A 26,072-nucleotide genomic window follows, 5' to 3' on the forward strand; every position below is an offset into this window, starting at 1 on the left:
CAAACAATTTTTTAAAAACAAGAAATTAAACTAGTCGGTGACGGCATCGGCAGCCCCGCAAACTTGTTACAAAGATTTGCAGGGCCACCCAAGACCGTCGAGACTGCAGGCGTAGTCATGATGACCGAGACCCCCGCGCACCCCAGCTTGATTTCCCTGCAAGGCATCGGCAAAAGCTATCAGCTTGCCGGGCAACAGCTGTCGATTCTGAATGACGTGTGCCTGTCCATCGCCAGCGGTGACAGCTGCGGCATCCTCGGCGCATCCGGCTCCGGCAAAAGCACCCTGCTCAATATCCTCGGCCTGTTGGACTTGCCCAACTGTGGCCAGTACCACTTCGCCGGCCATGACATTTTCAACGCCACGGCGGATGAACTGGCGGCGATCCGTAACCAGCAGATCGGTTTCGTGTTCCAGAGCTTCAACCTGCTGCCGCGCCTCAGCGCCCTCGACAACGTCGCACTCCCCCTCAGTTATCGTGGCGTATCTCGCCATGAATCGGTGGAGCAGGCCTTGCGCATGCTCGAGCAAGTCGGCCTGGCCGAGCGCGCCCACCATCGCCCCGCCGACCTCTCCGGTGGTCAACGCCAGCGCGTGGCCATCGCGCGGGCGCTGGTCGGCAAGCCCTCGGTCATCCTTGCCGACGAACCCACCGGCAACCTCGACAGCAGCACCGCCCAAGACATCATGGACCTGCTCCTCACCCTCAATCGCGAGCAACAGGTAACGCTGATCATCGTCACCCACGACGCGCAGATCGCCGAGCGGCTGGAGCGCAAGATCCGGGTGCGCAACGGCGTAGTGCACGAGGACCAGCGCCGATGAGCCTGCGGGTCGAGCAGAGCCTGAGCCAACTGCTGCATGAAGCGTTCATCAGCCTGCGCACCCTGGGCAAACGCTCGGTGCTGGCCCTGCTGGGTATCGTGATCGGCAGTTCATCGGTGGTGGCGTTGATCAATATCGGCCATAACGCCGCGACCGACGCCGCGATGATTTTCAAGGACATGGGCACCGACACCCTGGTCGTCCAGTTCCCGCCCAAAGGCACCAGCAACGTAGCGATGCGCAGCCAGATCGACCTGGAACCGGTGCGCCAGGCTGTGCCGGGCATCGCCCATATCGGCGCGCTCAGCCTGTTCAGCGGGCCCATCGTGTTCCATGGCCGCAGCGCCAATGCCAACTTCGTCGGCAGCACCCCCGATGTGCACGCCGCTATGCGCCTGGCGCTGCGCGAGGGGCGTTTCCTGTCCGCCTTCGATGCCAATGAAACCTATGGGGTGATCGGTGACCAGGTCGCCCAGGCGCTCGGCGCACCCGGTGAGCCGCTCAAACTGGGCGACCGCGTGCGCATCAACGACTACCTGTTCCTGATCATCGGCATCCTGCACAACCAGCCCCGCGCGATGCTGATGCCGGTACAAGCCAATGAATCGCTGTTCATTCCCGTCGAGGGCATGCGGCGTATCCTCGCCAGCCCGCAGATCAACAATGTGATCATCCGCGCCCAGCCTGGACAAGACATGGAACGTGTGGCGCGGGACGCCGCCGCCGCGCTGCAACCGCAATTGACCGAGCACACGGTCGACATCACCGTGCCCCAGCAAATGATCGATGGCATGACCCGCCAAAGCCGCACCTTCGCCTATCTGCTGTTGGCCCTCGGCGCGATTTCGCTGGTGGGCGGCGGTGTCGGGGTGATGAATGTGATGCTGATGAACGTATCTGAGCGGCGCCGTGAGATCGGCATCCGCATGGCCCTGGGCGCGCGCCAGCGGGATATCCGCAACCTGTTCCTGCTCGAAGCCGTCAGCTTGACCGCCGTCGGCGCGTTGTGCGGCGCGGTATTGGGCATGACCGCCGCCTGGTTCTACGCGTGGCTGTCGGGCTGGGCATTTTCCCTGGCGGTGGCCGCCCTGCCCCTGGGCGTCGGCAGTACGTTGCTGGTGGGTCTGTTCTTTGGCATCTACCCGGCGGTCTCGGCCTCACGGTTGCAACCGGTGGAGGCCTTGCGCGATGAATAAAGGGCTATTGCTGCTGGCGCTGGTCAGCCTGCCTGGCATGGCGGCCGACGTGGTGGTCAAACCCTCGGCGCCCAGCAGCACCCGCAGCGGCTATGACCGCGGCGTATCGCTGAACGCCCAGGTGACGACCTTGACCCTGGGCGACGCCGTGTACCTGGGCCTGCGCAACAACCCGGCGATCCGCAGCGCTTACCTGCAGCGGGTCGCGCAGAAGTTCGACCTGCGGGTCGCCGAAGACGTGTTCAACCCCAAGCTCACCCTCAACAGTTATTACCGTGGCACACGCGGTTCCCAGGACAGCGCGCGCAACGCCAACCTCGCACCGTCCACCAGCCTGCTCGGCGAATACGGCACCCGTTTGAGCATGGCCTGGACCCAGCAATTGAACAACGCTGACCGTGCCGGCCGTTACCGCAGCGACGGCCTTGACCTGGCCGTCATCCAGCCGCTGATGCGCGGCGCCGGCTGGGACGCCACCACGGCGCCGTTGCGCCTGTCGCGCCTGGCGGAACAGGCCAACCGTCTCAACCTCAAGGCTACCGTGGCGCAAACCATCAGCCAGATCATCGCGACTTACCGCGAGCTGCTGCGGGCCCAGGAACAACAGGTGATCGTCCAGGACGCGCTCAAGCGTTCCAACACCCTGCTGGAGGTGAACAAGGCATTGATCAGCGCCGGGCGCATGGCCGAGTTCGAAATCGTGCAGACCGAAGCCGACATCGCCACCCAGCAATTGGGCGTCGAAGAAGCGCAGAACCAACTGGATACCAGTCGCCTGGCCCTGCTGCGCCTGCTGGCCCTGGACCTGTCCACGCCGATTCGCGCCACCGAAGCCCTGGAGGCCAGGCCCATGGAAATAGACAGGCGCCAGGCGTTCAACCTCGCGCAAACCCAGCAACCGGAATACCTCGCCGCGCTGCTGGGCAGCCAGCAAGCCGACCTGAACCTGGTGATCGCCAAGGACTCCGGGCGTTGGCAAGTGGACCTGGTGGCCGGTGCGAATCAGGTGCGCGACGCCTACGATAACGATAACGGCCGTACCAATAACCGCACCTGGGACAGCTACGCCGGGGTACAGGTGCAGATCCCCATCGGTGACATCAGCACGCGCCAGGCAGAAGTACGCGCGCGGGTGAATGTCGAGGACCAGGAAATTCGCATCACCGACGCCCGCCAGGAACTGGAACGCAACGTCAACGACGTGGTGCGCGACCTCGGCACCCGTTGGCGCCAATATGAAATCTCCCAGCGCGCCGTGGAGCTGTCGCGGCGCAAGATCGAGATCGAACGGGAAAAACTCAGCGCCGGGCGCTCCACCAACTTTCAGGTGCTGAGCTTCGAGACTGACCTGCGCAACGCCGAAAACGCGCGCCTCAATGCGCTGATCGCTTATTTGAACGCTCAGACCCAGCTTGACTTGACGCTGGGCATGACCCTGGAAAGCTGGGAAATCGCCCTCAATGACTATTAATCGCAAACGCCTGCTGGGTGCTGGGTTGATCGTGCTGCTGGCAGCGGCGGGGCTCGCCCTGCGCAGCCCGGCCGAAGGGCCGGCCACCCGTGAACAATGGCTGGCGGTGAAGCCCGACCCGCTGGTGCACCAGATCGGCCTGGTGGGCAAGATCGAACCCGACACCACCGTTACGCTCACCGCGCCGTTCGACGGCAATGTCTTGGCCAACCTGGTCGAGCAAGGCCAACGCGTCGAGGCCGGCCAGGTGCTGTTGCGCATGGACCCGGCCACCTTAGAAGTGCAACTGCGCGAAGCCCTTTCGGCCCAGCTCAAGGCCCGGCGCACCGTGCAGGAAATGCAGGACTGGGACAGCAGCGCCGCCGTCAGCCGGGCCCGGCGCAGCCTGCGCACCGCAGAAATGACTGCCGGCAATACCCAGCGCAAACTCACTGAAAGCGAAAACCTGTTCAAGCGCGGCATCATCCCGCGCAACGAGCTCGACGACCTCAAGCAACAGACCCAGCAGCAACAGCTGGACCTGACAGCGGCGCGCAGTGAACTGCAACAGGCGCTGGAGCAGGGCAAGGGCGTATACCGGCAGATCGCCGATATGGAGCTGACCAACGCCACGGTCAAATATGACGCCCTGCACACCCTGCTCGAAGGCAAGGAGGTCAAGGCGCCCTTCTCCGGCATCGTGGTGCCCGCGCCCGGCATCAGCACCTCGTCCCAGGGCGGCAGCACTAACAACGCACCGGTACAAGCCGGCAGCAAGGTCAGCCAGGGCCAGGTGCTGTTCGGCCTGGCCAATATCGAGCGTTTGAAAATCGTCGCGAAGGTCTCTGAACTGGACATCAACCAACTGCATCAAGGGCAAGCGGTGGAAGTCATGGGCGATGGGTTTGACGGTGAGCGGCTGACGGGTTCGGTAAGCGTGGTCAGCGGCCTGGCGATCGCCAACGACAGCCAGGGCAGCGCGCAGTTTGCGGTGACCTTGTCGATCCCCAGGCTCACGCCGCAGCAATTGCAGCGGGTGCGGCTGGGGATGAGCGCGCGGTTGACCATTGTGACTTACAACAATGCGCAGGCGATTGTGGTGCCGAGCGAGGCGATCCAGGCGGACATGACCGTGGAATACCGCGAGGCGATGGATAAACCGGTGGAGCGGGTGAAGGTGACGACCGGGCAATCGACTGCTCAAGGGGTTGAGGTGTTCGGCCTCAAGCCCGGACTGGTGAAAATCTCAAAATAAATGTAGTTCCAAATGTGGGAGGGGGCTTGCCCCCGATGGCGATGGGTCAGTCACAGGTGCAGTGGCTGATATACCCTCATCGGGGGCAAGCCCCCTCCCACATTTAGATTTGGGTCAGTTTCAAGGCCAGTGCTTTGGCCTGGATCGCTACATCGGTGACCGCCGTGCTTTCCCACCACATCCCGCGCAATGGCGGGCCCATGGCGAACAGCCGCCCGCTCACCTGGCCCTGAGCATCGAGCACCGCACCGGACACATCCGCCGCAATCCCCAGCGCCAACGGCCCCGGCTGGATCAACCCGCGCTTGAGCAGTTGTTGCGGCAACGGCCTGGCTACGCGGCGCCAGTCGTATTCGATGCCGCTGGAGTTGATCAGCGCCGCTCCGTGTACCTGGGTGAGCGCCTGCTCACCGCGATGGCGCAGGCGAATCGCCACACCGCTGGCCGAAGGCACCAGCCCCTTGAACGACGCCGCGTGAATCTGCAGGCGTCCTTCTGCATGCAAGCGTTCCACCAACTGCGCACTCAACGGCGGCGAACGGTGGTGATGGCTTTCCCACCACGGCCGCACATGCCGCACGAACTGGCGTTTCTCGCGGTCGCTGGCCTGGCTCCACAGCCTTGCGATGTGCACCCGCACCGTGTCCAGCGGCGCCTGCCAATCGACGTCCTGCTCAAGCGCGATGTGGCATTGCCGCCGCACCTCACGCACCAGTTGCCGAGGGCTGCGCAGCCCGTAATCAGCGCCAAGAAAGTCGTCCCAGCCCGGCGGCTGGCGGCGCACATGGGGCAACAGACCATGGCGCGAGAACACCTCGATCGGCCCACGGTGCCCGGCGTGTTCCAGGGACACCACGGCATCCACCATGGTCAGCCCGGAGCCGATGATCAGCACGGTCGCATGCGGGTCGAGCTGGGTCATGGCCTGTACGTCCCACGGGTCCAGCGCCGCAGCGTTCAGTCCGCTGGATTCGGTCTGCGGCGTGCGGGCCGCCGGGAACATGCCGGTGGCCAATACCGCAAAGGTGCCACGCAGGCGTCCGCCGTTATCCAGGGACACCAAGGTGCCGGCAGCCTCAACCTGTAAGTCGACCACCTCTGCACGGACATGCTCGACCGTGGAAGCCGACAGCGCCTTGGCCTCAGCCAGGCGCTGCTGCGCGTACAGACCAAAAATCCCCCGTGGCGGGAACAGTTCGCTGATGGGCACGGGCTGTTGGGCCGATTCCGGCCACCCCCCGGCGCCAATGTAGGCGGTGAGCCATTGGGTCAGGTCATCGGCATTGTCCGGGTCGACACTCATGCGCGCCGCATTGCCGTTCAAGGTGTGGCCCAGCTCGACCGCACTATAGGCCTCGCCCCGCCCCAGTTCAGCGCGCGGCTCAATCACCAGGATGCGCCGCCGGCCTGGCAGGCGCAGCAACTGCACCGCCAGCATCGTGCCGCTCAGGCCGCCGCCGACGATCAGTACATCAGCGTTGCGGATGGATTCACTCATGCACGTTCGCCCTTAGCGTTTACCCAGATAAATGTCATGCAAATCACCCCGTGCCAACAGCTCGGCGGCACTGCCACTCAACACCACCCGCCCAGTATCCAACACGTACCCGTGGGACGCATAGGTGAGCGCAACATTGATATTCTGCTCGGCGATCAGAAAGCTCACCTGCTCGTCGCGGTTGAGCTGGGCAATGATCGCGAAGATCTCCTGCACGATCATCGGTGCCAACCCCATCGATGGCTCGTCGAGCAGCACCAACGCAGGACGGGTCATCAACGCCCGGCCAATGGCGACCATCTGCTGCTCGCCCCCGGAGGTCAGCCCTGCGCGGGTGTGGCGCTTGGTCTTGAGCCTGGGGAACCAGGTGTAGATGCGCTCCAGGTCGCTGGCCAGCTCCTTGCGACTCAAGCGCCGCACAAAACCGCCGCTGCGCAGGTTGTCTTCCACCGTGAGCTGGCCGAACACATGGCGGCCTTCCAGCACATGCACCATGCCCTGGCGCACGCGCTGGCTGGGGTCTACGCCTGCCAGGTCGTGGCCGGCGTATTCGATGCGGCCACGGCTGACTTCGGCGCGCTCGGCCCGCACCAACCCGGAAATGGCCTTGAGGGTGGTGCTCTTGCCGGCGCCATTGGCGCCGAGCAACGCAACGATGGCGCCCTTGGGCACACTCAGCGACACCCCGGCCACCGCCAGGATCGCACCGTCATAGATCACCTCGATGTCGTCGACCGTCAGCAACGCCGGGCGCCCTGGCTCGATGGCAGGCTGATTCATGGTTTATTCATCCCCGGTGCAGGTGCGTGGCGTCAGGTGTTTTTCCTTGGCGAACGCAGCGGATTTTTCATCGATCAGCGGACGCAACAGCGCACGGTCAGCGGCGATCCAGTCGCTGATCAGCGCCCAGTTGGCACCGTCCCACTGCTGCACCCGCGCCGAGCCGCCGCCCTCGTGGTCGCGGCAGGACAGCTTGAGGTTCTGCATCAGGCCCAGGTAGCCCATGTCTTTGAGGCGCGCATCGTCGATATTCAGGTGTTCCAGGCCCCAGCGGCCCTCTTCGCCATTGAGCGGGCGCTTGCCGAAGCGGGCCTGGCCCGTGCGGATCGCCTCCACCGCCACAGCGGCGTTCACCAGGCCTGAGTTGTAGTAAACACTGCCGAAGTTTTTCAGGTCCTTGAGGTCGCTGTGGCCCTTGTCGAGGACGTATTGCTTGAGGCGTTTGTGGATCTCGAAGTCGCTGCCTGCCGGGTACGGCGTAAGCGCCAGGTAGCCTTTGGCGGCAACACCGGCGGGTAACACGTCTTCGCTGGAACTGGCCCAGATATCGCCGATGATATGGTCGACCGGGAAGCCGAAGCGCGCCGCCGTCTTCACTGCCACCGGGGTCGACACGCCCCAGGTGCGCAGGAATACCCAATCCGGATTGGCCTGGCGGACCTGACGCCACTGCGCCGACTGCTCGTTGCCGGGGTCGGCCACCGGGATCTGGATATTTTCAAAGCCGTACTTTTCGGCAAGCAGCTTCAATGGGCCGAGGGTTTCGCGACCGTAGGCCGAGTCGTGATAGACCGTGGCGATCTTCTTGCCCTTGAGTTTGTCAAAGCCGCCTTCGCGCTCGGCGATGTAGTTCACCAGGGTCGAGGCCTCGCTGTAGAAGGTCAGCATCACCGGAAAGTTGTAGGGAAATACCGTGCCATCGGTGGCTTCGGTGCGCCCGTAACCCAAGGTGATCAGCGGGATCTTGTCCACTTCCGCCCGTTCGCTGAGGGCGTAGGCCGCCGGCGCGCCGTTGGGCTGGTACACCGCGACCGGCGCGCCGTCCAGGCCATTCTTGAAGCGCTCGTAGCACTCGATGCCCTTCTCCGCCGTCCATTCGGTCTCGCACTCCTGCCACACCAGCTTCACGCCGTTGATGCCGCCTTCGACTTCATTGATATAGCGCAGGTAGTCGATCATCCCGGCCCACACCTGCACGCCGCTGGAGGCATAGGCGCCGACCCGGTAGGTGGCCAGGGGAATGAATTGCTGGTCGGGCGAAGCCCAGGCCTGGGGCACGGCGCCAGCCAAGGCCGCCAGCGCGAATGCGCTGCCGACCAGGGAACGTTTCAGGGATGCACGCATGGAAATTCTCTTGAGGGAGGGTTAGAAGCGCAGCGGCCAGTGCCGCAGACGCTCACGCAGGTTGTGCAACAGGCGAATCAGGCCCTCGGGCTCCTTGATCAGGAACACGATGATCAACACGCCAAAGATGATTTTCTGCAGGTTCTGCAACTGCCCCGCATCCACCGCGCCGCCGAACAGCGCCTGCCCGGCGTGGCTGAGCAGGATCGGCAGCAAGCTGATAAAGGCCGCGCCCACGAAGTTGCCGGCGATGCTGCCCATGCCACCGATAATGATGATGAACAGGATCTGGAACGAGCGGTTGATATCGAAACTGCTGGCGCTGGCCGTGCCCAGGTAGGCGAAGGCCCACAGCGCACCGGCTACGCCTAAGTAAAACGAGCTGACCGCGAACGCCAGGCGCTTGTAGCGCACCACCGGGATGCCGACCACGGCGGCGGCGGTGTCCATGTCGCGGATCGCCATCCAGTTGCGCCCCACTTGGCTGCGCACCAGGTTGACGGCGGTCCAGGTCAACAGCAGCACCGTGACCAGGGTCAGCCAGTAGCGGCCCAACGGGGTATTGAGGTCGTGGCCGAACAGCGTCAGCTGCGGGGCGGAAATGGTCCCGGAAGAGCCGTAGTTATAGAGCCAGGGGAATTTGACGAACAACCATTCAAGGAAAAACTGCGCCGCCAACGTCGTCACCATCAGGTAAAAGCCCTTGATCCGCGAGCTGGGCAGGCCGAACAACAGGCCCACCAGCGCGCTGATAATCCCGCCGCCGAGCAACGCCACCGGCAAGCCCAACTCCGGCAGGCGCAGCAGAAAACCGTAGGTGGCGAAGGCCCCGACCGCCATGAAGCCCGCCGCGCCGACCGATGTCTGCCCGGTGTAACCGGTGAGCAGGTTCAGGCCCAGCCCGGCCAGCGACAGCACCAGGAAGGGCACCAGAATCGCATTGAGCCAATAATCATTGCCCCACAGCGGTACCGCGATAAACGCCAGCGCCAGCCAGGCGAACAGGCCCCAGGGCAAGCGACGCGGCACCAGCAGCAGCGGCGCGGTGGGTTGTGCAACAGAGGTCGACATGGCTTCAGACTCGCTCGATGGCGCGCTCGCCAAACAGGCCGGCGGGACGGATATACAAAAAGGCCAGGGCCACGACATAGGCAAACCACGGCGTGATGCCGCCGCCGATCCACGGGCCGATATACACCTCGGCGAGGTTCTCCGATGCGCCGACAATCAGCCCGCCGACAATCGCCCCGCCAATCGAGGTGAAGCCGCCGATGATCAGCACCGGCAAGGCCTTGAGCACCACCAGCGACAAGGAGAACTGCACGCCCTGGCGCGCGCCCCACAACAGCCCGGCCACCAGCCCGACGATGCCGGCCACTGCCCAGACGATCTGCCAGATGCGGTTGAGGTTGATGCCGATGGACAGCGCCGCCGTGGTGTCATCCGCCACCGCGCGCAACGACACACCGATACGGGTCTTGTTGAACAGCAGCGCGAGCACCGTCACCAGCACCACGGCGGTGGCCGCAGCGATCAGGTCGAACTGGCTGAGCATCAGCGGGCCGACGAACAGCGGCACGTCGTCGATGCCCAGGTCCAGCGCGCGCACCTGCGAGCCCATCAAGCCTTGCGCCAGGCCCTCGATGATGAACGAAAGGCCCAGGGTGGCCATGAACAGGGTGATCTGCGAACGGTTCACCAGCGGCCGCAGCACCAGGCGTTCGATGAGCAAGGCGCCGACGACCATCACGATCACCGTCAGCAGCAACGCCAAGGCAAACGGTACGCCCTGGTCATGCAGGCTGACGAATGTCAGCGCGGCAAACAGCAGCATCGCGCCCTGGGCAAAGTTGAACACGCCGCTGGCCTTGTAGATCAGCACGAAGCCGATGGCGACCAGCGAATACAAGGTGCCGGCGAGCAGGCCGCCGAGCAGGGTTTCAAAGAAGAAGGTCATCAATGTGTCACTCCCAGGTAGGCCGCAATCACCTCGGGATTGGCCTGCACCTCGGCGGGTGTGCCGTCGCCGACCTTGCGCCCGTAGTCGAGCACCACTACATGGTCGGACAGGCCCATCACCACGCCCATGTCGTGCTCGATCAACACCACGGTGGTGCCCAGGTCGCGGTTCACGTCGGCGACGAAGCGCGCCATTTCCTGTTTTTCCTCGGCGTTCATCCCGGCCATGGGCTCATCCAGCAACAACAGACGGGGCCCGGCGATCAACGCCCGGCCCAGTTCCACGCGCTTTTGCAAGCCATAGGACAGGTTGCCCACCAGCACCTCGCGATGGGCTTGCAACTCCAGGAAGTCCAGGATGCCCTGGGCGCGCTCACGGAACGCTTCGGCTTCTCGCCGCGCGCGGGGCAAGCCGAGGGCCTGCTCGATGAAGGTGCTGCGCATATGCCGCGACAGGCCGGTGAGGAGGTTGTCCAGCACGCTCATTTTCTTGAACAGCGCATTGTTCTGGAACGTACGGCCAATGCCTCTGCGTGCAGCGCCCAGCGGGTCGATGCGATGCAAGCGTTGCGCCTCGAACAGGATCTCGCCGGCATCGAAGCGATACACACCATTGAGCACATTGAGCAACGAGCTTTTACCGGCGCCGTTAGGGCCGATCAACGCGCAGATCTCACCGCGCCGCACCTCGAAAGACAACGCGTTGATGGCCTTGACGCCTTTGAACGACAGCGAAATATCACGCACCTGGAGAATGGCCTGGCTCATGCAATGTCCCGTTTGAATTCGGCCAGCCAGGTAGGCTCGGCAGTGGCTTTAAGCGGTTGCCAGATGTAGCCCAGGCGCTGGAAGCCCAGCAGCGTGCGCACACGATTCTTCAGCAACCGGCGCAGGCCGCTTTGCGGATGGGCGATGGCCCAGTCACACAGGCGTCGACGCCAGATGCCGCGTGGGGCAAGGCGGTTTTCGATGTCGTCGGCCAGGTGCTGCAAGCGTTCGGGCGACAGCAGCAGACCGGTGGGGGCAACTTCGCTGCGGTCGCGCCGCGCCGAGGCCAGGGTCTCCGGGAAGGCCAGGCCGTGGCCGCTGTTCAGCCATTGTTCCAACACCACCGCGAGGCCACCTTGCCAGTGGGTGCCCTCTTCGCTCCACAGCAGGGTTTCGCCAGTGGGGTGCCACCAGCGGCTGATGCGTTGCGCGGGGTCCACGGGGCCAAGCAACTGGGCGAAGTCCAACCGTTGGGTGAACTCCCAATCGGGTTGGCGACCCTGCACGTAGGCGTGGCTGGGGCGAATGCGCCACAGCTGTTGCTGCAAGGCCTGGGGCTCCAGGCTGTCGGCCAGCGTCAGCACCTGCCCGCCCACCGACTGGGCGGCCAGCGCCAGCAACAATAGGTTCGGCTCAAATGCGCCGCTGAGCGCCAGCCGCGACTGTTCGCTGAAGCCCTGCTGGCGCAAGCCGTCAGCCACGCGTTCGACGTCGCGCAACGCGTCGATCCAGCGCCAGGCATGCCATTGGCCCTGGCGCTTGTGGCGCAGGGCGATGTGCAACGGCGTGAGCTGTGCCCAGTGGTGCAGGCGTTCCAGGGCGGCTTTGGGTTCGGGCACGCTCATAGGGGTGATGCTCCTATTAGGGGTGGGCGTGCGGTGGTCCGCTGGCTGGGTTCTATCAAACAAAGAAGAACAAAATGTGGGAGGGGGCTTGCTCCCGATGGCGGTGGTTCAGTTAAACCACCTTTGACTGGCCCACTGCTATCGGGAGCAAGCCCCCTCCCACATTGGTTTTGTGTAGGGTAGAGATGTCGCGGTAGCCGGCGCCGGGGTGATTGGCGCCCAACCTCGGCCCCTCGCCAAACAACTTCTCGCGCAAGGTGCCCTGGGCGTATTCGGTCTTGTACACCCCGCGCTTCTGCAACTCCGGCACCAACAAATCCACCGCGTCGATGAAGGTTTCGTGGGTCAGCGCATAGGCCAGGTTGAAGCCGTCCACATCGGTCTCTTCCACCCATTCCTGGAGCAGGTCCGCCACCGTCTGCGGCCCGCCGACAAACAGCGGGCCAAAGCCGCCGATGCCGACCCAGTCGGCCAGTTCATTCGGCGTCCAGACCTTGTTCGGATCCGCCGTGGAGAAGGCTTCCACCGCCGACTGGATGGCGTTGGTCTGCACATGCTTGAGCGGCTCATCGGGCCTGAACCGGCTGAAATCGATACCGGTCCAGCCAGAGATCAGCGCCATCGCGCCTTCGTAGCTGACATAGGACTTGTAGTCGTCGAACTTGGACTTGGCCTGCGCGTCAGTCTCGCCGACGATCACCGTCTGCAGGTTGAAGATCAGGATTTTGCGCGGATCACGCCCGGCCTCGGTCGCGCGCCGGCGAATATCGGCCACGGTCTTTTTCAGCAGCACCTTGGACGGCGCGGCCACGAACACGCACTCGGCCTGTTCGGCGGCGAACTGCTTGCCACGGCTGGATGCCCCGGCCTGGTAGAGCACTGGCGTGCGTTGCGGCGACGGCTCGCACAGGTGAATGCCGGGTACCTGGAAGTGTTTGCCGACGTGGCGGATTTCGTGGATTTTGCTGGGGTCGCTGAAAATCCGGCGTTCGCGGTCACGCAGCACGGCGCCCTCTTCCCAGCTGCCTTCCCAGAGTTTGTAGCAAACTTCCAGGTATTCCTCGGCGTAGTCATAACGTGCGTCGTGTTCGGTCTGGGCCTTCTGGCCGAGGTTCTTGGCGCCGCTTTCCAGGTAGGAGGTGACGATGTTCCAGCCGATGCGGCCCTTGGTCAGGTGATCGAGGGTGGAAAGCCTGCGGGCGAACGGATACGGATGCTCGAACGACAATGACGCCGTGAGGCCGAAACCCAAGTGCTCGGTGACCAGCGCCATCGGTGCGATCAGCGACAACGGGTCGTTGACCGGCACCTGGGTCGCCTGGCGGATCGCCGCGTCGCCGTTGCCGTTGTACACGTCATAGATGCCCAGCACGTCGGCGATAAACAGGCCGTCGAACTTGCCGCGCTCAAGGATCTTCGCCAGATCGGTCCAGTATTCCAGGTCTTTGTATTGCCACGAGCGGTCACGCGGGTGCGCCCACAGGCCGGGGGATTGGTGGCCGACACAGTTCATGTCGAAGGCATTCAAGCGGATTTCACGGGACATCAAAGCACTCCGTTGAGGTGGTAGTTGCCGACAATCTGGTATTTCCAACGCAGCGGGTCATCGAGTGTGGGTGGCAGCGCGGTGCGTTGGCCGGTCAGTTCGAATTCGGCATTACTGGCGACGATGAGGGCTTCGGCAGCCGCAATTTGCGCTTCGGCCAAGGCGACCGGGCTCGGATGGGTTTCGGCGCGTTCAAACAAAGCGGCGGCCACGTCGACGCGAATCTGCAAATCACCGAAGCGGCTGATCACGTAAGGGTCATCACTTTTTGCGACAAAACGTCGGGTACTTTCCATCAGTTGGCGCGCCTGATTCAGTGCGGTCATGGGTAAGGTTCCTCAGTTCCAGGCGTGGCGCGCAGGCTTCACGCCGTTGAGCACGAAGTTGCCGATCAGGTGGTACTTCCAGCGCGCCGGGTCGTGCAGGGTGTGGGTGCGTGCGTTACGCCAGAAACGGTCGAGGTTGTGCTTGCCGGTCACCGAGCGGGTGCCGGCCAGTTCGAACAGCTTGCTGCTGGCGAGCAAGGCGGTTTCCGCCGACAGCACTTTGGCTTGGGCGACGACCAACGAGGCGTGGGCCACGCTGTCTTCGCTCGGCTCGGCCAGCGCCTGGTCCACTGCCTTGCCGGCTTTGGCGAGAATGGCTTCGGTGCCGTGCACGCGCCACTCCAGGTCGCCGATGGCGGCAATAGTGAACGGGTCTTGCCAGCCGTGTTCCTGCTGGCTGTCGATCCAGGGTCGTGCCTGGCGGGCGTGAATCTTCGCCTGCTCCAGAGCTCCCAGCGCGATGCCGGTGTCGACTGCGGCCTGGATAATCTGCGAGATCGGGCCGTTGGCGGTGGGTTGATCGAACGCCAGGTGTGCGGGGATGACCGCACTCGAGGGCACGCTCACACCGTCGAGGGTTACGCCACCACTGGCGGTCGTGCGTTGGCCGAAGCCATCCCAACTGTCGATCACCGTGAGGCCGGGCGCATCGCGTTCGATGAAGGCAATCAGCGCCTGCCCGTGCTCGTTGTTGCCGACGGCCGGTACGATGTGCGCAAACAGCGCGCCGGTGCAATAGAACTTCTCGCCGTCAATGCGCGCGGTGTCGCCGTCGACGCGAATCTGCGTGTCGAAGGTCCCGGCGTTTTTGCTCTTGGCTTCGGAAAACGCATTGCCGAAGCGATAGCCCGCCAGCACCTTGCCGAAGTAGTAGCGCTTTTGCTCCTCAGTGGCGGTTTGCAGCAGGATATCCACCACGCCCAGATGGTTCTGCGGGATCTGCCCCAGGGACGGGTCGGCGGCGGAGATCAACTTGATCACTTCGGCCACCGTCACATAGGACACCCCGGCGCCGCCATAGGCTTTGGGAATGGTGATGCCCCACAGGCCGCTGGCGGAAAACTCGTCGAGTTCGGCAACGGGCAGGCGGCGGTCACGGTCACGCGCGCTGGCGTCGACGGCAAAACGTTCGGCCAGGCGCGTGGCGATCTCGATGGCCTCGGCGTCCGAGCGAATGATGTGGGCAGGGTGTTGAGGGTGGGCTGACATGGGCCGACTCCAGGCTCCGAGGGGATAACGGAGTGATTGCAGGAGTCATGCCTGAACATAATATTGAATAAATTCAAATAGTTAAAATCTTACAAAAATAAGACCACGCACAATAAATCAGCAAACTGTTTGTTCTCTGTTGTTCAGCGAACAGTGTGAGTTAATCCAGAAATCTGGCGACCGCTATAGGATAGGTATCCCAAAACAGGGATAACGGGCGGACGCACGAGCAGGAAGACCCCAGCATGGGGGAGATGCCAAAACTACAGCAGGAGTCTTGCCTGAAACTAAACGACTTTCACTCGCTCGGATAGCCTAGTACTTTGTAATGAACTTTTGCGGAGTGAAATAATGGTTCGCCATCTAATTCCACAACATATAACGCAGTGACTTCAGGACAGTGAAAAACCTGCGGATACATTTTGACAATGTACTGTTTGACTTCTGTCACTTCAATAAAACCAAGAAGCACGCCATCACCATAGACTCTCCACTTAATAGTTTGCCCAGATGCCATATCCTTGTAGGGATTTATAATCAAAACCCCCTTACCATCCACTATATCTTGAAAATGAATAACACCATTATGCAGCGGCTCGATAGAAGGTGCTGGAACCATTTTATCCGATTCAGTATATATGCTGTTCATTAGACTATCTCCGTATGCTTAGTTATGTAGTAACTCTAAGAATGCTCGGCAGAGACAAAACATGTAGTTTTGTAAAAAAACACCGAATCTATATGAGGACTACCCAGTCAACATAAGCTTTTGCTACCGTCTTGACACCTGTGAACATTGACAGTTGACAGTGCAGTAACCGTCTTAAAGTTAAATCTAAAGCACCACGTTGCGTACGAAACGAGCTGCCATGACGCCATCATTGCGATAAGCGTGGGCCTGGCGGCTGGCAAACATGTAGAACTCACCAGCCACGACATGTGTCTCCTGGCCGTCCAATAGCAAGGTCAGGCAGCCTTCGAATACAAACAGCTGCACGCTCCAGCCTTCCGGGTCCGGTTCGGGGCTGTAGCGGTCTCCCGGCTCCAGACGCATCTCCCACAACTCTACTTCGCGCCGGGCAGTGGCCTTGGCGAGCAGCACGGCCTTGCTGCCGGGGATCTCACCCGCCCAGGCCAGTTCGTTGATGCGGCTGTGGTCGGGCGCATCCGGGGCCTGGATCAGGTCGCTGAACGCCACATCCAACGCTTCGGCCACGCGGTCGAGGGTGGAAAGGCTGACGTTCTTCTCCCCCGCCTCGATCGCCACCAGCATGCGCCGGCTGACCCCGGACTTTTCCGACAGCGCGGTCTGGCTCAGGTCGGCGGCGTGGCGCAGGCGACGCACGTTCTGGCTGACGTGTTGCAGGACCGAAGCCCGGTGTGGATTTTCTTTGTGCACTATATTGCTCAATGGGAGGGTGTGCGCAGTATACTGCCCAGGGTGCGGCGCATTGTGCGGTCCGTGCCTTTCCCTTGCAAGACCGAGCCGCCATGACTGCCCCGAACTCTCCTTCGCGTTTCAATCGCTTCAGCAAAGCCGAATGCATCCTGGTGGTGATCACCATGATCTGGGGCGGCACCTTCTTGCTGGTGCAGCATGCCATGACCGTCAGCGGGCCGATGTTTTTCGTCGGCCTGCGCTTTGCAGCCGCAGCCATTGTAGTCGGCTTTTTTTCCTTGCGTACCTTGCGCGACCTGACCCTGTTCGAGTTGAAGGCCGGGGTGTTCATCGGCGTGGCGATCCTGTTCGGCTACGGCTTGCAGACCATTGGCCTGCAGACAATCCTGAGCAGCCAGTCGGCGTTCATCACCGCGCTCTATGTTCCGTTCGTACCGTTGTTGCAGTGGCTGGTGCTGGGCCGACGTCCAGGGTTGATGCCGAGCATCGGCATCATGCTGGCGTTTGCCGGGTTGATGCTGTTGACCGGCCCGGCCGGAGCATCGCTGAATTTCAGCTCCGGTGAAATCGCCACGCTGATCGGCGCCGTGGCGATTGCCGCCGAAATCATTCTGATCAGCGCTTATGCCGGGCAAGTGGATGTGCGTCGGGTGACCGTGGTGCAACTGGCCACGGCGTCGCTGTTGTCGTTCCTGATGGTGGTGCCGATGGGCGAGGCATTGCCGGGCTTTTCATGGTTGTTGCTGTTCAGTGCGGTGGGCCTGGGCTTGACCAGCGCGGTGATCCAGGTGGCGATGAACTGGGCGCAGCAGAGTGTTTCGCCGACCCGGGCTACCCTGATTTATGCCGGCGAGCCGGTGTGGGCGGGCGTGGTCGGACGGCTTGCCGGCGAGCGATTCCCGCCGATTGCGATGGTAGGGGCGGCGTTGATTGTGCTGGCGGTGATTGTGAGTGAAATGAAAACCAAGGGGCAGAAGGCTTTCGAAGCACAGGATGAGATGGAACAGGAGCGCCAGGGCTAAGGTCGGATGATTGATCGTTCCCACGCTCCGCGTGGTAACGCCGACCTGGACGCTCCGCGTCCACGTTGTAGCTGTATTCTATTGCTCTTGTAGGATCCTGCCACATCTTGCCGTTTGGTGATCAAGAAAGCGGCACGTATGATGCATCCCAAACTCCCGCAGATTAGAAGCCTATGTCCCTGATAGTTCTACTGCTTCTGCCATTCGTTGGCAGCTGTCTGGCGGCCTTGCTGCCGCACAACGCGCGTAACACCGAGTCCTTGCTGGCCGGCCTGGTGGCCTTGGTCGGCACCGTACAAGTCGCCATGCTTTACCCCCAGATCGCCCACGGTGGCGTGATCCGTGAAGAATTCATGTGGTTGCCCAGCCTCGGGCTGAACTTCGTGCTGCGCCTGGATGGCTTCGCCTGGCTGTTCTCGATGCTGGTGCTGGGCATCGGTGCGCTGGTGTCGCTGTATGCGCGTTACTACATGTCGCCGGACGACCCGGTGCCGCGTTTTTTCGCGTTTTTCCTGGCTTTCATGGGCGCCATGCTCGGCCTGGTGATTTCCGGCAACCTGATCCAGATCGTGTTTTTCTGGGAACTGACCAGCCTGTTCTCGTTCCTGTTGATCGGTTACTGGCACCACCGCGCCGATGCCAGGCGCGGTGCCTACATGGCGTTGATGGTCACCGGCGCGGGCGGCCTGTGCCTGTTGGCCGGGGTGATGTTGCTCGGGCATATCGTCGGCAGCTATGACCTGGACCAGGTGCTGGCGGCGGGCGAGCAGATTCGCGCGCACTCGCTGTACCCGGCGATGCTCGCCCTGGTGTTGATCGGCGCCTTGAGCAAAAGCGCGCAGTTCCCCTTCCACTTCTGGCTGCCCCACGCCATGGCGGCGCCAACGCCGGTTTCAGCCTATCTGCATTCGGCCACGATGGTGAAGGCCGGCGTGTTCCTGCTGGCCCGCCTGTGGCCGTCGCTGTCGGGCAGCGAAGAATGGTTCTGGATCGTCGGCGGCGCCGGCGCCATCACCCTCCTCCTCGGCGCTTACTGCGCCATGTTTCAAAACGATCTCAAGGGCCTGCTGGCCTACTCCACCATCAGTCACCTGGGGCTGATCACCCTGCTGCTGGGCCTCAATAGCCCGCTGGCGGCCGTCGCGGCAGTGTTCCACATCCTCAACCACGCCACGTTCAAGGCCTCGCTGTTCATGGCGGCGGGCATCATCGACCACGAAAGCGGCACGCGGGATATCCGCAAGCTCAGTGGGCTGGTGCGCCTGATCCCGTTCACCGCGACCCTGGCGATGGTGGCCAGCGCCTCGATGGCCGGCGTACCGTTGCTCAATGGTTTCTTGTCCAAAGAGATGTTCTTCGCCGAAACGGTGTTTATCTCGGCGACAAAATGGGTGGAAATCACCCTGCCGTTGATCGCAACCATCGCCGGCACCTTCAGCGTGGCCTATGCGTTGCGGTTCACCGTGGATGTGTTCTTCGGTCCGCCTGCCACCGACTTGCCCCACACGCCCCACGAACCCCCGCGCTGGATGCGCGCGCCGGTTGAACTGTTGGTGTTCACCTGCCTACTGGTGGGGATTTTCCCGGCCCAGATGGTCGGCTCGATCCTCGCCGCCGCCGCGTTGCCCGTGGTGGGCGGCGTGCTGCCCGAGTACAGCCTGGCGATCTGGCACGGCTGGAACGCACCGTTGATCATGAGCCTGGTAGCCATGTGCGGCGGTGTGGTGCTGTACCTGATGCTGCGCAAACAACTCAAGCGTGGCCGCTTCGCCTACCCGCCCCTGGTCGGCTATTTCAACGGCAAGCGCGGCTTCGAGCGCTGCCTGGTGCTGATGATGCGCGGCGTGCGTCGCCTGGAAAAACGCATCAGCACCAAGCGCCTGCAGACCCAGTTGTTCCTGCTGGTGATCGTCGCGGTGATCGGCGCCATGATCCCCATGTTCAACAGCGGCCTGAGCTGGGGCGACCGGCCGAAAATCCCCGGTTCCATCGTGTTCGTCACCCTGTGGTTGCTGGCGATTGCCTGCGCGCTGGGCGCCGCCTGGCAGGCCAAGTACCACCGGCTGGCGGCCCTGACCATGGTCAGCGTATGCGGCTTGATGACCTGCATTACCTTTGTGTGGTTCTCGGCGCCGGACCTGGCGCTGACGCAACTGGTGGTGGAAGTGGTGACCACCGTGCTGATCCTGCTCGGCCTGCGCTGGCTGCCACGGCGGATCGAAGAAGTCTCGCCGCTGCCCAGCTCGCTGCGCAAGGCGCGTATCCGGCGCCTGCGCGACTTTCTGCTGTCTACCGTGGTGGGCGGCGGCATGGCGCTGCTGTCTTACGCGATGCTGACCCGCCAGACGCCCAACGATATCTCCTCGTTCTACCTCAGCCGCGCCCTGCCCGAGGGCGGCGGCAGCAATGTGGTGAACGTGATGCTGGTGGACTTCCGCGGCTTTGACACCCTTGGCGAAATCACCGTGCTCGGCGCGGTGGCGCTGACCGTGTACGCGCTGCTGCGGCGCTTCCGCCCGTCGAAAGAAAGCATGGAGCTGCCGCCTCAACAGCGCCAGCTCGCGCCCGATGTCGCCACCGACCTGGTCAACCCGCGCCAGGCCAGCGACACCGCCCTGGGCTTCATGATGGTGCCGGCGGTGCTGGTGCGCCTGCTGTTGCCGATAGCGCTGGTGGTGTCGTTCTACCTGTTCATGCGCGGCCATAACCAACCGGGCGGCGGCTTTGTCGCGGGGTTGGTGATGTCGGTGGCGTTCATCCTGCAATACATGGTGGCCGGTACGCAGTGGGTCGAGGCGCAGATGAGCCTGCGGCCGATGCGCTGGATGGGCTTCGGCCTGCTGTCGGCGACCCTCACCGGGCTTGGTGCGTTGTTCGCCGGGTACCCGTTCCTCACCACCCACACCTGGCACCTGAGCGTGCCGGTGCTGGGCGATATCCATGTCGCCAGCGCATTGTTTTTCGACGTCGGCGTATACGCCATGGTCGTCGGCTCGACCCTGCTGATGCTCACCGCCCTCGGTCACCAATCGGTGCGCGCGCACAAACCGAGCAACCAGCTCAAAGCCGTCGCCAACCCACAAGGAGCTGCCGCCTGATGGAAGAAGTCATTGCAATTGCTATTGGGGTGCTGGCAGCCTCCGGCGTCTGGCTGATCCTGCGACCACGGACATTCCAGGTGGTGATGGGCCTGTGCTTGTTGTCCTACGGCGTCAACCTGTTCATTTTCAGCATGGGCAGCCTGTTTATCGGCAAGGAGCCGATCATCAAGGATGGCGTGCCCCAGGACTTGCTCAACTACACCGACCCCCTGCCCCAGGCACTGGTGCTCACGGCGATCGTGATCAGCTTCGCCATGACTGCGTTGTTCCTGGTGGTGCTGCTGGCCTCGCGGGGCCTGACCGGTACCGACCATGTGGATGGCCGGGAGCCCAAGGCATGAATTGGGTCAATCAACTGATCGTTGCGCCGATCCTGCTGCCCTTGCTGACCGCCGCGCTGATGCTGATGCTCGGCGAGAAACGCCGCCCGCTGAAGGCAAAAATCAACCTGGTCTCGAGCATGCTGGGGCTGGGCATCGCCGTGCTGCTGTTGTACTGGACGCAAAAAGGCGGCCCCGGCTCGATCGGCGTGTACCTGCCGGGCAACTGGCAAGTGCCGTTCGGCATCGTGCTGGTGGTGGACCAACTGTCGGCGCTGATGCTGGTGTTGACCGGGATTATCGGCGTGAGCGCGCTGCTGTTCGCCATGGCCCGCTGGGACCGTGCCGGCACCAGCTTCCATGCGCTGTTCCAAGTGCAGATGATGGGCCTGTACGGCGCCTTCCTCACCGCTGACCTGTTCAATCTGTTCGTGTTTTTCGAGGTGCTGCTGGCGGCGTCCTACGGCTTGATGCTGCACGGTTCGGGCCGCGCACGGGTGTCGTCGGGGCTGCATTACATCGCAATCAACCTGCTGGCGTCGTCGCTGTTCCTGATCGGCGCGGCGATGATCTACGGGGTCACCGGCACGCTGAACTTCGCTGACCTGGCGCTGAAAATCCCGCTGGTGCCGGAGGCCGATCGCGGCCTGTTGCACGCCGGTGCGGCGATCCTGGCCACCGCATTCCTGGCCAAGGCCGGTATGTGGCCGCTGAACTTCTGGCTGGCCCCGGCCTACTCCTCGGCCAGCGCGCCGGTGGCGGCGATGTTCGCGATCATGACCAAAGTGGGCGTGTATACCGTGCTGCGCTTGTGGACGCTGCTGTTCTCCGGCCAGGCCGGCGCTTCGGCGTTGTTTGGCGGTGACTGGCTGGTGTACGGCGGCATGGCCACGATTGTCTGCGCGGCACTGGCAATGCTCGCGGCGCAGCGCCTGGAACGCATGGCGAGCCTGAGCATTCTGGTCTCGGCCGGCATCCTGCTGTCGGCGGTGGGCTTTGCCCAGCCGAGCCTGACGGCGGGGGCGCTGTTTTATCTGGTCAGCTCCACCCTGGCGCTGAGCGCGCTGTTCCTGCTGGCTGAATTGATCGAACGCTCGCGCTCGGCCAATGACCTGCCACTGGACGAAGAGATCGACGCACTGCCCAAGGCCATGGAATCCCTGCATCCACGGCCCGGCGTCAACCTCGACGATGAACAGAAAGCCGTGGTCGGCCAGGTGATTCCCTGGACCATGGCGTTCCTGGGGTTGAGCTTTGTCGCCTGCGCGCTGCTGATCATCGGCATGCCGCCGCTGTCCGGGTTTATCGGCAAGCTCAGTTTGTTAAGCGCGCTGGTCAACCCGCTGGGCCTGGGCAATGCGGTGGATGAACCCATTCGCCCGGCGGCCTGGGGCCTGGTGGCGCTGTTGATCCTGTCTGGCCTGGCCTCGCTGATCGCCTTCGCACGGCTCGGCATCCAGCGCTTCTGGACACCCGAAGAGCGCCCATCGCCCCTGCTGCGCCGCTACGAATGTATACCGATCTTCCTGCTGCTGGGCCTGAGCATTGCGCTGACCTTCAAGGCCGAGCCCTTGATGCGCTACACCCTGGCCACCGCCAACAGCCTGAATAACCCTGAGCATTACGTAATGGCAGTGATGGCGACGCGCCCGGTGCCCAGCCCTGAAGCCAAGGCCGCCGCCCTGGAGGTGCAGCCATGAAACGCCTGTTTCCCGCGCCGTGGCTGTCGCTGGCGTTATTGGGCTTATGGCTGGTGCTGAACCTGTCCATCAGCCCCGGCAACCTGCTGCTCGGTGCGCTGCTGGGCGTGCTTGCGCCGTTGATGATGGCGCCACTGCGCCCGCAACCGATCAGCCTGCGCCGTCCCGGCGTGATCCTGCGCCTGTTCCTGCTGGTGGGCCGCGACGTAATTGTCTCCAACCTGCAAGTGGCCTGGGGCGTCTTGACCTGTGGCTCACGCGCGCCGCGTTCGCGCTTTATCAAGATCCCCCTGGACCTGCGCAGCCCCAACGGCCTCGCGGCGCTGTCGATGATCACCACGGTGATCCCCGGCACCATCTGGTCCGAACTGGCGCTGGACCGCAGCATCCTGCTCTTGCACGTGTTCGACCTGGACGAGGAAGCGCCGTTTATCGAGCACTTCAAAGCCACCTATGAGCGGCCCCTGATGGAGATCTTCGAATGAGCGCCCTGCTCTCCAATGCGATCCTGTTCAGCCTGTTCCTATTTTCCCTGGCGATGGTGCTGACCTTGATCCGCCTGTTCAAAGGCCCCTCGGCCCAGGACCGGGTACTGGCGCTGGACTATCTGTACATCCTGGCGATGCTGATGATGCTGGTGCTGGGCATTCGCTATGCCAGTGACACCTACTTTGAAGCGGCGCTGTTGATCGCGCTGTTCGGCTTCGTCGGCTCGTTCGCCCTGGCCAAATTCCTGCTGCGTGGGGAGGTGATTGAATGATGCCGTTGTGGATGGAAATCGTCGTGGCAATACTGCTGGTGCTCAGCAGCGTGTTCGCGTTGATCGGAGCGATTGGCTTGCTGAGGATGAAAGACTTCTTCCAGCGCATGCACCCGCCAGCCCTGGCCTCGACCCTTGGGGCGTGGTGCGTGGCATTGGCGTCGATTATCTATTTTTCGGTGCTCAAGTCCGGGCCGGTGTTGCACGGTTGGTTGATCCCGATTTTGTTGTCGATCACGGTGCCGGTGACCACCTTGCTATTGGCCCGTACCGCGCTGTTCCGCAAGCGCATGGCAGGGGACGATGTGCCCGCCGAGGTCAGCAGCCGCCGTTGATTTAAAATGTGGGAGGGGGCTTGCTCCCGATAGCGGTGGTTCAGTCAGACATCTGTGACTGACACTCCGCCATCGGGGGCAAGCCCCCTCCCACATTTGGTTTTGTGTCAGGCGAAAGATCTGGTTCCCCCCAACCTTTTCAGCCCAGTTGCTCACATAGAAATGCGCTGCTGGCGACCCTGGAAGTCGGGTGGAACGCCAACACACGCGTTGCCACCAGCAGATAGGCGACTTCTTCCGACGATATGAACGCCATGCCGCCCATGAGTTCGAAGGCACGCGTGCCGATACGATTGACCGCTTCCTGCACCGAGAAGCGTGTGGCCTGTGCACGCGCCAGGTCGGCGCGCAAGAAGCGGTTTTCGTCTATCGAAGTGGCCAACCCCTGCAACGCCATCGTCGCCCCTTGCAGGTCGATCAGCAACAGTGCCCGGTCTTCCGGCGAACCTTTACCCGCCGTCAAAGCACGCGAGACCAACGCGGACGCCATGCCCAGGTAGGACGCCGCAGCCAGCAGCTGGAACCAGATCGCAAACAGGTGGTTACCCATCCCCTGTTGATCCTCATCGAGCTGCTCATCCACCGTGTTGCTGAAATGCATCATGGAATCGGGAACCACCAGGTTATTGAAGATGACCTCATGGCTGTCCGCCGCTTGCAGATGAGGAACGCCCCAGAACTTCTTACGCTCGATACGTGGATCACCCGCCAACCCCGCGCCGATGCCAAGATGCGTGCGGTCTTCTGGATCGATGTAATTGACGCCAAACGTGATCACGTCGAAGTGATGGGTCATCGTGCAGGGTTTCTTACTGCCATTCACGACATAGCCGTCGGCGGTTTTTTCCACGGTCATGGTCGAGGCCAGAATATCCGAATGCGCACGCCCTTCGGCGAACCCGGACGCCACCAACAAGTCGTTGCGTGCAACCAGGCTCAACAACTTCTCAAGATCAGGAAAGAAATAACTGGCGGCCATCATGCCGGCGATGGTGTGGTGGTGCATGGTCATCATCACTGCCAGTGAAGGGCAATGTGCGCCGACCCACGTGTGCAACTGCGCCAATTGGCGTGCACTGACACCCCCACCACCCAGCGCTTCGGCAATGGCAAGCCCAGGCCGGCCAACGGTGCGAAACAGATCGGCCAGTCGTTGGGACGGGCCCTGTTCCAGTTCCAAAAGCGATGCGGACTCAAGAAAGGCTGCCAATTGCGGTAGCAGTTCAAATGCAGTGGTTCGTTCTTCTGTCAACAACATAGCGTTAACCCCTTCGATGGTTCATGCAGCATCCCGATTCACACTAACGGAGTGCCGGCTTATTTACTTCACGTAATGGCGCGCATAGCGCTGATCTATATTCGATAACGGCATCAACACAAAGAAGTCAGCCGTATGAAAATCACAGTCCCAGGCCGGGTCGCCACATACCCAGGCACCACCGCGCAAATAACCTTTTAATAAGGGTGGCATGGGCACAGGTTTTTCATTTTTAACGTCATGAAGTGCAAAGGGTATATGAGGGGTAACACGGTATTCAGACGGCGCGAATTGTTTGGGTGTAATTGCACGATAAATGGCCGACGCTTGGTAACCGCCATCGGCCAAACTGACGCTGGCGCACCCCATTAAATAATCACATCCTTTACGTTGCATGTAGGCTATCAAGCCCGACCACAGCATCATGATCACGCTGCCGCTGCGGTAGTCAGGGTGCACGCAGGCATGCCCCACTTCGGTAATACGATCGCGCAAATGATCCAATCGGCTCAGGTCGAATTCCTTTTCCGAGTAGTATCCCAGGTGTCGGGCTGCCGTAGGACTCATTAAGCGATAGGTACCGACCACACAGCCAGTCGTGATGTCCCGTACTATAAGATGGTCGCAATAATCATCAAACTCATCGGCATTCAAACCTTGCGCGTTCGTAAGTGCCGTCGCCTGAAAAGTTTCATTGAATACTTTATAACGAAGGGCTTGTACTTCTCGCAGTTGCTCTGACGTACTGGCGAGGCCGACGATCAACTTACCGCCATGCGGCGGCAAGCCTGAACCCGCGTCTCTGGTTTCTGTAAGCATTTGCATATAGTTTCCCTTCTTACAACGACAAGTAATAAACAAAACATTAGCTGCCCTGCTTGAGGGGAGACTGTAAGGAAACTCTGAAACCTCGGGTTAATTTGGCAAGACTATAATCAAAGCGAAAGTCATCATTTTGACCGCCAGTCAGTTCCGACAGTGTTTAGGGTGTTGCTTGGAAAATGGCTGCACACCCTTCGGCGGTTGCTGCAAATTCATCGACCGCGTTTCGCGGCCCGGTTAAACTCCGAGCGCACAACGCCCGCACCTGGGTAGCGGGCGTTTTTTACGCCTGATGTAAAATGTGCAATCGATGCCAAGCGATGGATCGCATTCGTGCCGCCCATTTTGCCACCT

25 protein-coding genes are annotated in these 26,072 nt (G+C 62.1%); 11 read left to right on the forward strand and 14 right to left on the reverse strand.

Going from position 1 to position 26,072, the window contains the following annotated elements; all coding sequences use genetic code 11:
- Positions 1–117: 117 nt before the first annotated feature.
- Genes C4J84_RS15205 through C4J84_RS15220 form a run of 4 tightly spaced genes read left to right on the forward strand, consistent with a single transcriptional unit; the run spans position 118 to position 4,726 of the window.
- Positions 118–825 (forward strand): ABC transporter ATP-binding protein, encoded by a 708-nt coding sequence (locus C4J84_RS15205; protein WP_124367435.1) that lies wholly within the window; start codon positions 118–120, stop codon positions 823–825.
- The gene (locus tag C4J84_RS15210) at positions 822–2,021 is read left to right on the forward strand and encodes an ABC transporter permease (RefSeq protein ID WP_124371084.1); all 1,200 of its coding nucleotides are present in this window, start codon (positions 822–824) and stop codon (positions 2,019–2,021) included. The genes C4J84_RS15205 and C4J84_RS15210 overlap by 4 nt, the downstream gene beginning before the upstream one ends.
- On the forward strand, positions 2,014–3,492 hold the full coding sequence (locus C4J84_RS15215) for a TolC family protein (RefSeq protein WP_124435648.1): 1,479 nt from the start codon (positions 2,014–2,016) through the stop codon (positions 3,490–3,492). Before C4J84_RS15210 ends, C4J84_RS15215 begins: the two co-directional genes overlap by 8 nt.
- A complete protein-coding gene (locus tag C4J84_RS15220) occupies positions 3,482–4,726 on the forward strand; it encodes an efflux RND transporter periplasmic adaptor subunit (RefSeq protein ID WP_124435649.1) in 1,245 nt (414 codons plus the stop codon). The genes C4J84_RS15215 and C4J84_RS15220 overlap by 11 nt, the downstream gene beginning before the upstream one ends.
- A 103-nt stretch (positions 4,727–4,829) precedes the next feature.
- Here C4J84_RS15220 and C4J84_RS15225 read toward each other — a convergent pair whose 3' ends face one another.
- The 12 genes from C4J84_RS15225 to C4J84_RS15280 all read right to left on the reverse strand — a co-directional run bounded on the left by C4J84_RS15225 (position 4,830) and on the right by C4J84_RS15280 (position 16,400).
- Positions 4,830–6,224 carry an FAD/NAD(P)-binding protein gene (locus tag C4J84_RS15225; protein ID WP_124435650.1) on the reverse strand — a complete coding sequence of 465 codons (1,395 nt, stop codon included), beginning with the start codon at positions 6,222–6,224 and terminating at the stop codon, positions 4,830–4,832.
- A 12-nt stretch (positions 6,225–6,236) separates the two neighbouring features.
- Positions 6,237–7,004 (reverse strand): ABC transporter ATP-binding protein, encoded by a 768-nt coding sequence (locus tag C4J84_RS15230; protein WP_124367440.1) that lies wholly within the window; start codon positions 7,002–7,004, stop codon positions 6,237–6,239.
- A 3-nt stretch (positions 7,005–7,007) separates the two neighbouring features.
- Entirely contained in the window at positions 7,008–8,348 is a 1,341-nt protein-coding gene (locus tag C4J84_RS15235) for an ABC transporter substrate-binding protein (RefSeq protein WP_124435651.1), read from the reverse strand.
- Positions 8,349–8,369: 21 nt separating this feature from the next.
- A complete protein-coding gene (locus tag C4J84_RS15240; RefSeq protein ID WP_124435652.1) occupies positions 8,370–9,419 on the reverse strand; it encodes a branched-chain amino acid ABC transporter permease in 1,050 nt (349 codons plus the stop codon).
- 4 nt (positions 9,420–9,423) lie between these two features.
- Positions 9,424–10,305 carry a branched-chain amino acid ABC transporter permease gene (locus C4J84_RS15245; protein ID WP_124404562.1) on the reverse strand — a complete coding sequence of 294 codons (882 nt, stop codon included), beginning with the start codon at positions 10,303–10,305 and terminating at the stop codon, positions 9,424–9,426.
- Entirely contained in the window at positions 10,305–11,075 is a 771-nt protein-coding gene (locus C4J84_RS15250; protein WP_124435653.1) for an ABC transporter ATP-binding protein, read from the reverse strand. Before C4J84_RS15250 ends, C4J84_RS15245 begins: the two co-directional genes overlap by 1 nt.
- A complete protein-coding gene (locus C4J84_RS15255) occupies positions 11,072–11,920 on the reverse strand; it encodes an AMP-binding protein (protein WP_124435654.1) in 849 nt (282 codons plus the stop codon). The genes C4J84_RS15250 and C4J84_RS15255 overlap by 4 nt, the downstream gene beginning before the upstream one ends.
- Before the next feature lie 112 nt (positions 11,921–12,032).
- Complete coding sequence (locus C4J84_RS15260; RefSeq protein WP_124435655.1) at positions 12,033–13,466, reverse strand: LLM class flavin-dependent oxidoreductase; 1,434 nt, start codon at positions 13,464–13,466, stop codon at positions 12,033–12,035.
- Positions 13,466–13,792: an acyl-CoA dehydrogenase gene (locus C4J84_RS15265; protein ID WP_124435656.1), complete on the reverse strand. Its 327-nt coding sequence runs from the start codon at positions 13,790–13,792 to the stop codon at positions 13,466–13,468. Before C4J84_RS15265 ends, C4J84_RS15260 begins: the two co-directional genes overlap by 1 nt.
- A gap of 12 nt (positions 13,793–13,804) precedes the next feature.
- Entirely contained in the window at positions 13,805–15,001 is a 1,197-nt protein-coding gene (locus tag C4J84_RS15270) for an SfnB family sulfur acquisition oxidoreductase (RefSeq protein ID WP_124435657.1), read from the reverse strand.
- A 298-nt stretch (positions 15,002–15,299) separates the two neighbouring features.
- Positions 15,300–15,650 carry a hypothetical protein gene (locus tag C4J84_RS15275; protein ID WP_124371096.1) on the reverse strand — a complete coding sequence of 117 codons (351 nt, stop codon included), beginning with the start codon at positions 15,648–15,650 and terminating at the stop codon, positions 15,300–15,302.
- Between the two features lie 186 nt (positions 15,651–15,836).
- Positions 15,837–16,400 (reverse strand): helix-turn-helix domain-containing protein, encoded by a 564-nt coding sequence (locus tag C4J84_RS15280; RefSeq protein WP_124429917.1) that lies wholly within the window; start codon positions 16,398–16,400, stop codon positions 15,837–15,839.
- 92 nt (positions 16,401–16,492) lie between these two features.
- Between C4J84_RS15280 and C4J84_RS15285 the strand changes: the two genes are divergently transcribed.
- From C4J84_RS15285 to C4J84_RS15315, 7 genes are all read left to right on the forward strand, one after another.
- The gene (locus C4J84_RS15285) at positions 16,493–17,422 is read left to right on the forward strand and encodes a DMT family transporter (RefSeq protein ID WP_124435658.1); all 930 of its coding nucleotides are present in this window, start codon (positions 16,493–16,495) and stop codon (positions 17,420–17,422) included.
- Positions 17,423–17,595: 173 nt separating this feature from the next.
- Positions 17,596–20,520, forward strand: coding sequence for a monovalent cation/H+ antiporter subunit A (locus tag C4J84_RS15290; RefSeq protein ID WP_124371099.1), 2,925 nt, complete (start codon positions 17,596–17,598; stop codon positions 20,518–20,520).
- Positions 20,520–20,864 carry a Na+/H+ antiporter subunit C gene (locus C4J84_RS15295; protein ID WP_124363330.1) on the forward strand — a complete coding sequence of 115 codons (345 nt, stop codon included), beginning with the start codon at positions 20,520–20,522 and terminating at the stop codon, positions 20,862–20,864. Before C4J84_RS15290 ends, C4J84_RS15295 begins: the two co-directional genes overlap by 1 nt.
- Positions 20,861–22,543: a monovalent cation/H+ antiporter subunit D gene (locus C4J84_RS15300; protein WP_124371100.1), complete on the forward strand. Its 1,683-nt coding sequence runs from the start codon at positions 20,861–20,863 to the stop codon at positions 22,541–22,543. The genes C4J84_RS15295 and C4J84_RS15300 overlap by 4 nt, the downstream gene beginning before the upstream one ends.
- Positions 22,540–23,028 (forward strand): Na+/H+ antiporter subunit E, encoded by a 489-nt coding sequence (locus C4J84_RS15305; RefSeq protein WP_124371101.1) that lies wholly within the window; start codon positions 22,540–22,542, stop codon positions 23,026–23,028. The genes C4J84_RS15300 and C4J84_RS15305 overlap by 4 nt, the downstream gene beginning before the upstream one ends.
- A complete protein-coding gene (locus C4J84_RS15310; protein WP_005789171.1) occupies positions 23,025–23,303 on the forward strand; it encodes a K+/H+ antiporter subunit F in 279 nt (92 codons plus the stop codon). Before C4J84_RS15305 ends, C4J84_RS15310 begins: the two co-directional genes overlap by 4 nt.
- Positions 23,300–23,638: a Na+/H+ antiporter subunit G gene (locus C4J84_RS15315; RefSeq protein WP_124371102.1), complete on the forward strand. Its 339-nt coding sequence runs from the start codon at positions 23,300–23,302 to the stop codon at positions 23,636–23,638. Before C4J84_RS15310 ends, C4J84_RS15315 begins: the two co-directional genes overlap by 4 nt.
- Positions 23,639–23,777: 139 nt before the next feature.
- On the opposite strand, the gene C4J84_RS15320 is transcribed toward C4J84_RS15315, so the two are convergent.
- Together C4J84_RS15320 and C4J84_RS15325 are read right to left on the reverse strand one after the other, a co-directional pair.
- Positions 23,778–24,896: an acyl-CoA dehydrogenase family protein gene (locus C4J84_RS15320; RefSeq protein WP_124371103.1), complete on the reverse strand. Its 1,119-nt coding sequence runs from the start codon at positions 24,894–24,896 to the stop codon at positions 23,778–23,780.
- A 63-nt stretch (positions 24,897–24,959) separates the two neighbouring features.
- Entirely contained in the window at positions 24,960–25,721 is a 762-nt protein-coding gene (locus C4J84_RS15325) for a GNAT family N-acetyltransferase (RefSeq protein ID WP_124371104.1), read from the reverse strand.
- Between the last annotated feature and the right edge of the window lie 351 nt (positions 25,722–26,072).

The organism is Pseudomonas sp. R11-23-07, from assembly GCF_003852295.1.
Lineage (GTDB): Bacteria > Pseudomonadota > Gammaproteobacteria > Pseudomonadales > Pseudomonadaceae > Aquipseudomonas.